Below are 7,486 nucleotides of genomic sequence, written 5' to 3'. Positions count from 1 at the left end.
ACGGTCCGCCATTATGCGGAGCGGCACGGCGACAAAACCCCGCAAAACCGCGGCTGCCAGCCAACGACTCCGCATAATCCCGCGCTACGCATAATCCACGTTATGCGGTGCACCGCATAAGACGGAACTGGGTGCGGCCTGGCAGAAGCACTCCGAGCAGAGCGGCCGCGACTACCTCTCGGTCAAGCTCGACGACCCGAGCTTCCCGGCCCCGATCTACGCCACCCTGGTCGAGGTCGAAGGCGAGCAAGGCCTCCAGCTGATCTGGTCCCGGCCGAACCGGGACTGAGCTCCCGAAACCCCGGCCCCGCCACACGGCGGGGCCATTTCCATGTCGGTTCGACCATCGTCCGCGAGGCATGGGGCCGGGGGGCACTCCCGGTTGCTGCCGGCGTGGCGCGGCATCCTGTCGAGCAGGTTCTCAGAGCCGGGAGCCCGCGTTTCCGGGAGCGCGCGGCACCGTGGAGCCAGGCCGTCTTTCTCTCTGGGGCTAGGAGTGTACCGTCAGTCGGGCCGCCGCAAGGACGGGCGGTGCCCCCAATTTCGCCGCCGCTGCGCGACAACGAAATCGGCTCCCCCACCCGCCGGCTCCGCCGGTTGCTGACGCAATCCTTGCCCCGGACCTCCAACGACCGATGGCGGCCTCCCGTCATCGAGACATTGGAGGTTCACATGAACAGCGCTTTCGACATCTACGCGGACATCGCCGAGCTGCGCGCGGAGCTTGCGGAATGCATCCTCACCCGCACGGAGCGCGCCGAGACGCAGGCACGTCTCGACCAACTGCTCGCCGAGGCGGACCGGCGGCGCGAGACCGAGGAGGCGTGAGCCTCCTCTTCGCATGTCGACGACGGCAGTGTTGTTGGTTGCGATCGAGGAGCTTCAGCCGTTGAGCGCGTCCTTCACGGCCTTCGCCGGCGTGAAGGTCAGCTTCTTCGAAGCGGCGACCTTGATCGTCGCGCCGGTCGAGGGATTACGGGCTTCGCGCTCCGGCAGGTCCTTCACTTTGAACTTCCCGAACCCGGCCAGATTCGTCTCAGCACCGCTCGCCGCCGCATCAGTAATCGACTTTAAGACGCTATCGACGATGGCCTTGGCTTGCGCCTTCGTCAGCTTGTGCTCCGTGGCGATCTTGTCGGCAATGTCAGCGGTGGTGGCCATCGCGGGCGCTCCTGGGTGGTTCGTCGTCGAATCTGTGTTTACGCGCCCGATTGCGGCGCGACCGGCATAGGGCGGGCGCATCGTGACCACGTCAAGGGGCGCCTCGGTTTACGCTGGCGGGTTTCGGGCCGCACCACCGGATCGGTCGAGCGCGCGCCGGCTGAGGGGGAGCTGTGTGCACGAAGTATCGTTCGAGGATCAGGGTCATGGCGTCGGCGGCTTCGGCCGAGGCGGCGCAATCCCGCTCTCTCGTGATGGCGTCCTGGTCCATCCCCGGATCTTCCACGATCAACCCATGAAGGGTCGGCTACGCGAAGCGTGCCGCCGCTTGGCTTAAGCCCGCGCGGTGATCGCGACCGGGGCCGGCCCTTCGAGGAGCCATCGAGCGGGAATTCCCCCGCTCCGGATGGAGCCTCACGACGATGTCCGATCTCAGCCTCGCACGAGACCACGCCTTCCACCTCGCCCGCACCCTCATGGTTCCGGTCACGCTCTTCAAGTCCGGCGACCAGTACGGCGCCCTGCCGAGCGAGGAGATCGACGCAGACGACGACCTTGAGCCGCTTTACGAATTCGATCCGCACGAGCGCGGGCCGGCTCATTGAGCCGGTCCCCCCTTTCAGAACCTCTCCGGCCACCCGGTGTATCGCCCTCGGCTCGTTGTTGGGGCGATATGTCTACCGGACGGGTAGCGCCGGCATTTCGCCGCGGCCCGTGTGCCAGATCCAGCTATCCATCTCGGGGCGCGACGCGATCATCTCATCGAGCGCATCCTCATAGGCGTCATCCGCGCTCGCCGGTACGACGAAGAGGGCAAGCGGGCGTGGCCGGTGCTGCAGCAGCAGTGCCGCCACGATCGGCTGGTCGGCGGGCGAGGCGAAGCGCAGGCCCTTGATGCTTTGCTCGCGCGTCTTGGCCAATGCCTCGACCAGACGCAGTTCCTGGGCGGATTCGTAAGGGATCCAGTTCTCCGCCACGACCATCAGCGCGATCTCCTCGACGATCGCGAGACCAGCGGCATTGAGTCCGAAAGTCGTGACCGCGATCAGATGCGAGGTATCGTTCGCCGCCCATAGTGCGAGTTCCGCTTCGAAGCGCGCCTGCACGCGAACCCAGGCACGATCGTCGAGCAGGAACGGGAAGCCTGGCAGGTGCTTGACGATCAGCCGGTGGCTGCCGCGCGCCGCCTGGAATTCCTTGACCTCGCCCACCAGCACCATGAGCTTCCGTGGGCCAGTCTTCTGCTGCTGGATCACGCTCAACGCAGTGGCCCGTCGTTGCTCGATCGCGTCCTTCTGCTCCGCGCGGAAGGGTTCCGGCACCAACAGCACCTCGCTCAGCGGCGCGCCCTTCACCAGCATCGTCTTCGCCGCCTCGATCAGATGCCAGCGGATGTTCCACCAGTGGCGCCTGCCGGCCCATGCGGAAGTCCATTTCGTCAAGCCGGCCTCGTTCCAGAGCAGATGTAGCAGCGCGCGGAGCGATAGCCGACGCGCCTCGCTCTTCACCGACGTCGTCTCCGATGCGCCTGGCGTCGGCGCTGCACGGCTGCCGGTCCGCGTCAGGCTGAACTCCAGTCGCAACGCCGCCATCCCACTCTCGGGATCGAGCCGGATCGCACTGCCCATCAGCGGGCCGAGACCCGACAAATCAGTGGGCGGCTCATAGGAGTCGCAGGCTGGATCGTGCTGGCCGCCGCTGAGCGGCATGCGCTTGATCACATGCTGCTCGCCCATCGCGGCGACATACATTGGAATGCCGGGCTGCCGGCATAGACACAGCGGGCGGATGCGATCGCGATAGGCTGCCGCGATCGCGTCCGGCAGGGCAGGATCATCTTCCGCCGTGATGGTGCCCGCGATCTCGTACCGGCGCATCCACGTCCTCCTTGTTCGCCATCGAAGTTTCGACTGGCTGGACCGGTGCGGCAACCCGTGCGGAGGCCAGCCGTTGCCGGTCGACGAGAGGCAATGACAGTGCTGTCGATTAACAGCTCAGCGTTCGGCCGGCTGGGTGGAGACCACCTGGTCAACGAGCCGACGCAGCTCTTCGCGAACCGTGGTCCGGTTTCTGATGCAGTGCATCTTGAACGCCTGCGCCTTCTCGATGGGCACCGTCGTTTGCAGCACCATGTGCTCGGGCTTCTCGACCGGGGCCGATGATGTGGGTGCCGTTGGTTGCTCGGGGTGATGAGCTACGTCGGTCGGCGGTGTGGTGTCGGCGCTCGCATCCTTGGCGGGATCGATAGTCATCCCACCGGTATCGAAGCTGCGCGGATCGCGTTGCGCCTGAAGCCGAAGATCCTGCGGAGGATCGCCGACCTCTGTCAGCTCCTCGAGCCTTTGGAACGGGCCGGAACTCCGCTTCTTTGGTAACGACGGCAGCCGGCTGCCGGCAGCGGACACCGTCTTGTCGGCCTCCCCGGCCATCAGCGCGCACTCCCCAACCGATTGATGATTTCCGCCGCAACGGCGTTCGTCTGATCCCGCGCGTCTTTGATGGGTCTGGTCTCGCCGTCGACTTCGTAAAGAGTGCCTGCCGTCGCGATCGCGCCGAAGGTGGGGCGCTGCGACAGATAGCTGTCGAACATTTGCACCTCGGCTTTGGTCAATTGCGCGAGTGCCGTCCTGAAGGCCATTGTGTTCTTGTCGATACCCGACACGCCGTTCATCAGCACGCCATACGGAATCGTCCGGTGCCTGCCTCCCAGCAGCTCGATTTGCCGGATCAGTGCCAGTGAGCTGTCGACATCGAAGACATGGGGGCGGGTTGGGATAACCACGAAGTCGGCATAGGCAACGGCGGCGCCCATGGCCGCGCTCGCTGTCCCCTGGATATCGACGAGAATGAGGGAGTAGTGCCGCGCGCTCTTCAACGTCTCGCCGAGAGCGGTGACATCGGTCACCGAGATCAAGTCGATATGGCGGAGCGCGAATCCGACCTTCTTGCTGTTCCTGTACCAGCGCGAGGCGGATTCCTGCGGATCGGTATCGACGACAAGGACCTTGTGTCCGGCGGCAGCGAACTCGCCGGCGAGCAGGATCGTGGTCATGGTCTTCCCCGCCCCACCTTTGGGCGAGGCGATCGTGACCTGTAGGGCTTCGCTGTCAGGTTCGCTCACCTGGCGCTTTTCCTTCAAAGAACTTGAGTCATTCCACCATTCTGCAATGACGTCATTCGCTCAATATATAAAGCAGAGATCCGAAAAGTCACGTCGTTTCAGTTCCGGCTGAGGGGGTGGGAGCATGACGCGATGGGCGAATGACACGATGAACGGCAATGCGAATGAGAGAATAGGAGAATGAGAAGTTGACCCGATGGCTAGCAAATCGAATGATAGAATGAAGTTATCGGCAGATTGTTGAATGTATTGATGGGTGCATTGTTAGGTTGTGTTTGGAGTTTAATTGACAAGATACTCAATTTGGGTCCAAATTGATCGGCAGGCCGCGCTGCGGCGACCTGGGCCGGCTGCGCCGGCGCGTTTCCCTTCCAAGGGAGCTTTCATGTCCGCGACCAAGACCCGATCCGACGACCGCAAAAGAGCCCGTATCGATCTCACGCCCGAGGTGAGCGCGTGCCTCGACGAAGCGTCCCGGGCCTTTGGCCTGAGCCGTTCAGAGACCCTTCGGCGTCTGATTCAAGCGAGCCTCGATGTCGGTCCAGCGCTGTCGGCTGAGAACTCCCGCACGGTCGCCGCGCTCGCGTCCCAGGTCCGGATGGTAGGCCGGAACCTGTCGCAGCTCGTTCATGCGATCCATGCCGGCCGCGCTACCCCGATGGAAGCGGCGCTGCCGATATGGGAAATCCTGGACGAGCGGGTGAGGGCAATCGATCATGAGCTGACGACGATGACCGTGGCGCATGGTCTGAAGCTCCGTCGGGCCGCGCATCTGCCGGAGATCGAGGCGTGAGCCTCGATCAGGCCGTCTTGGATGGCATGGCGATGCGGATGCGCGCGCGCCTTGCAGCGGAGGCGGAGCATCGCGCACGCCGCCAGTCCAGGGCAGGGGAAGGCTATTCCGCCCTGCGCCCGTTTTTGGCGGCGCGGCGGTCCCAGGGCCTGCCGGTGGGCGACGGTTCGCCTGCGCGTCCCATCGCGTCGCGCTTCGATGTGGAGGACCCGCCGCACGGCAAAGCTGCTCGGGGAGTTGCCGGTGCGAGGGCCTCACGGCGGCTCGTGCCTAGCGCCGGGGCCGTGACCCCGGCCGGGCTGCTCGCGGCCGGTTATCAGCCGGCCGTGCTGAAGGTCATCTCCTACGGTCACGGCGTCGCGCGGGCCACGGCGATCGGCCAGTACATCCAGCGGGACCAGGCTGCGCTGGAAACACATGACGGCAGAATTCTCGCGACGCAGGAGGCGGTCGCTGCTGAAATGAAGACCTGGGCGCGCGATTTCGACAAACGGCGCGAGAGCGATGATGTCGCGACGTTCCGGCTGACCGTGGCGGGGGAGACGAACCCGGAGCGCCTTGTCGCGGCGGTCGAGGCAGCGTTCGCAGGTCATCGTTATGCCTACAGGATCGATCGGCGTGACGATGGCACGGCTTCAGCCCGCATCGTCGCGACGATGGCCGGGCACAACGTTGTGCGCGGCGACGACGGTGATGAGCAGGTGCGTCACCGTTTTCATCTCTCCGATGCCCGGGTCCAAGGAGATCGCCGGTTCAGCGCCCCCACCCGACAGATGATCGCTGATCGTGTCGGCGCCGCGATCGGCATCCCAGCGGAGGCAGTCGATGTGGTCCCAGTTGGCAAGGCGAGCCACGGCAAGGCTGGTGTCGTCTACCACCTCTCGCGTCTGACCCATGATGGCGCGGCGCGAGGCGGTGGTGGCGAGGCGATCGCGACTGAGCCGCAGGTACGCGCCGCGGCCCAGGCGTGGGGCAAGGCGCTCCGTTCCTTCTCGCCACGCGATACGATGCACATGATCCTGTCGGCGAAGGCCGGCGAGGACAAGGAGGCGCTGGTTCGGGCGGCACGCGGGTTTCTCCACGAGCAGTTCGCCGAGCACAAATTTGCCTTCGCCCTTCATGACGACAAGGAAGTCGATGGGCATATGCACGTCCATGTCATCGTTGCAGTCAAGGGCGAGGACGGGCAGAGATTGAGGCCGGGCCCGGCCGATCTACGGGCCTGGCGCGAGCTCTATGCGGCCCAAGCTCAGCAGCAAGGTCTCAAGATCGTCGCCACCTCCGCCGCCTACCGCGCGTCGTCGCAGAGCTATGGCCCGCGCGACAAGTCCATCGTCGACGTCGCTGAGCGGCCGCGGGCGGGGCGGGAGGCTCAGGACCAGGCCTATGCGAAGGCCAATCCGCATGTCGTCGAGAATGCGCGGCAACGGATCCAGCGCGCCAGGATCAATCCTGTTGGGTTACCGGAAACGAAACGGCAGCTCGCCGCAACGGGCGAGGGGCTGCGGGACTGGCAGGCGGTCGCGCAGGCGCAGCCGGATCACCCGACTGTAGCTCAATATATTGCGCGGCTGACGCAGAGCCTCGCTTCAGGTAAGATCCTGGTCTCGCTCAACCAGTACCGAAAGGCATCGAACATGGCTGACGCGACCGCCGCCGAGATGCGAGAAAACCTGAAGGACATCAGCGAGGCCGTAGCACTTGCCGCTGGCATCATGGACGGCGCGACGAAGATGGAGTTCCTACGCCGGACCGCCGCGACCATGGAGAAGCTGGCAATCCAGACTGACCTCAAGGCCAATCAGGAGAGCGGGCGAACGCACATGTCCGAGGATGAGGTGCGCCATCTCCTCGGGCCGCATGCCGACGCGTTGATCGCCCGCGCCCGGGAGATCGAAGCGGCTGAACAGCGCGAGGCCGAACGGGCAGAGGCCATACACGACCGGGCGATCGCGGAGCAGAACCGGGAGGAGAGTTCCGGCGCAATCGATCCTGCCTCCCTGCGGGAGGTCGCCCAGGATCGCGCCGCCACGCGCCATGCCGAGACGATTGCGGCACGCGAACGCCGGGAGGCGCAGGCCGCGGCCGAGGCGGCACGCGCGCTCGCGCAGAACCCAAACCAACGGCTCGATCCTAATCTCGCTCAGGGCGAACGCTTGCAGGAGCTGAAGCGCCAGCAGGACATCGGCATCAACACTCGGCCGATAGAGGGCGAGGAGGCCGAGAAGCAGAAACCGCCGAGCCAACGCATGTGATGGCTCTTTCGGGCGCGTCGGGACGCCTTGGATCGTGCGTCTCCGAAACCGGGCCCCGCTAATGCCGCCGCAGTCGTCGCCGTGGACATCTCGATCGTATAGCACAAATTGGACATATTGGACAAACGACGGCCGCTCAGCTATATTGGTCACACA

At 65.0% G+C, this 7,486-nt stretch carries 8 protein-coding genes and 1 pseudogene; 5 read left to right on the top strand and 4 right to left on the bottom strand.

Annotated elements, in window-relative coordinates; all coding sequences use genetic code 11:
* Positions 1 to 124 precede the first annotated feature (124 nt).
* Both ACFPOB_RS24420 and ACFPOB_RS24415 read left to right on the top strand, forming a co-directional pair.
* Positions 125 to 289, top strand: a pseudogene (locus tag ACFPOB_RS24420) (DUF736 domain-containing protein); the annotation flags it as partial.
* Between the two features lie 383 nt (positions 290 to 672).
* Positions 673 to 828, top strand: a complete 156-nt coding sequence (locus ACFPOB_RS24415; RefSeq protein ID WP_377800953.1) for a hypothetical protein — start codon at positions 673 to 675, stop codon at positions 826 to 828.
* A gap of 54 nt (positions 829 to 882) precedes the next feature.
* Here the strand turns inward: ACFPOB_RS24415 and ACFPOB_RS24410 are convergent, their stop codons facing one another.
* Positions 883 to 1,161, bottom strand: a complete 279-nt coding sequence (locus ACFPOB_RS24410) for an HU family DNA-binding protein (protein ID WP_377800954.1) — start codon at positions 1,159 to 1,161, stop codon at positions 883 to 885.
* Positions 1,162 to 1,583: 422 nt separating this feature from the next.
* Between ACFPOB_RS24410 and ACFPOB_RS24405 the strand changes: the two genes are divergently transcribed.
* Entirely contained in the window at positions 1,584 to 1,766 is a 183-nt protein-coding gene (locus ACFPOB_RS24405) for a hypothetical protein (protein ID WP_377800952.1), read from the top strand.
* 72 nt (positions 1,767 to 1,838) lie between these two features.
* Here the strand turns inward: ACFPOB_RS24405 and ACFPOB_RS24400 are convergent, their stop codons facing one another.
* From ACFPOB_RS24400 to ACFPOB_RS24390, 3 genes are all read right to left on the bottom strand, one after another.
* Positions 1,839 to 3,038 carry a DUF1173 domain-containing protein gene (locus ACFPOB_RS24400; RefSeq protein ID WP_377800951.1) on the bottom strand — a complete coding sequence of 400 codons (1,200 nt, stop codon included), beginning with the start codon at positions 3,036 to 3,038 and terminating at the stop codon, positions 1,839 to 1,841.
* A 117-nt stretch (positions 3,039 to 3,155) separates the two neighbouring features.
* Entirely contained in the window at positions 3,156 to 3,590 is a 435-nt protein-coding gene (locus ACFPOB_RS24395) for a hypothetical protein (RefSeq protein WP_377800950.1), read from the bottom strand.
* The gene (locus ACFPOB_RS24390; protein ID WP_377800949.1) at positions 3,590 to 4,282 is read right to left on the bottom strand and encodes a ParA family protein; all 693 of its coding nucleotides are present in this window, start codon (positions 4,280 to 4,282) and stop codon (positions 3,590 to 3,592) included. Before ACFPOB_RS24390 ends, ACFPOB_RS24395 begins: the two co-directional genes overlap by 1 nt.
* 385 nt (positions 4,283 to 4,667) lie before the next feature.
* Here ACFPOB_RS24390 and ACFPOB_RS24385 point away from each other — a divergent pair, with 385 nt between their 5' ends.
* Both ACFPOB_RS24385 and ACFPOB_RS24380 read left to right on the top strand, forming a co-directional pair.
* A complete protein-coding gene (locus ACFPOB_RS24385) occupies positions 4,668 to 5,075 on the top strand; it encodes a hypothetical protein (protein ID WP_377800948.1) in 408 nt (135 codons plus the stop codon).
* The gene (locus tag ACFPOB_RS24380) at positions 5,072 to 7,330 is read left to right on the top strand and encodes a relaxase/mobilization nuclease domain-containing protein (protein WP_377800947.1); all 2,259 of its coding nucleotides are present in this window, start codon (positions 5,072 to 5,074) and stop codon (positions 7,328 to 7,330) included. The genes ACFPOB_RS24385 and ACFPOB_RS24380 overlap by 4 nt, the downstream gene beginning before the upstream one ends.
* Positions 7,331 to 7,486: the final 156 nt, after the last annotated feature.

It is taken from the genome of Allobosea eneae (genome assembly GCF_042657265.1).
Taxonomy (GTDB): Bacteria; Pseudomonadota; Alphaproteobacteria; order Rhizobiales; family Beijerinckiaceae; genus Allobosea; species Allobosea eneae.
This window is presented reverse-complemented; position numbering and strand designations above follow the sequence as displayed.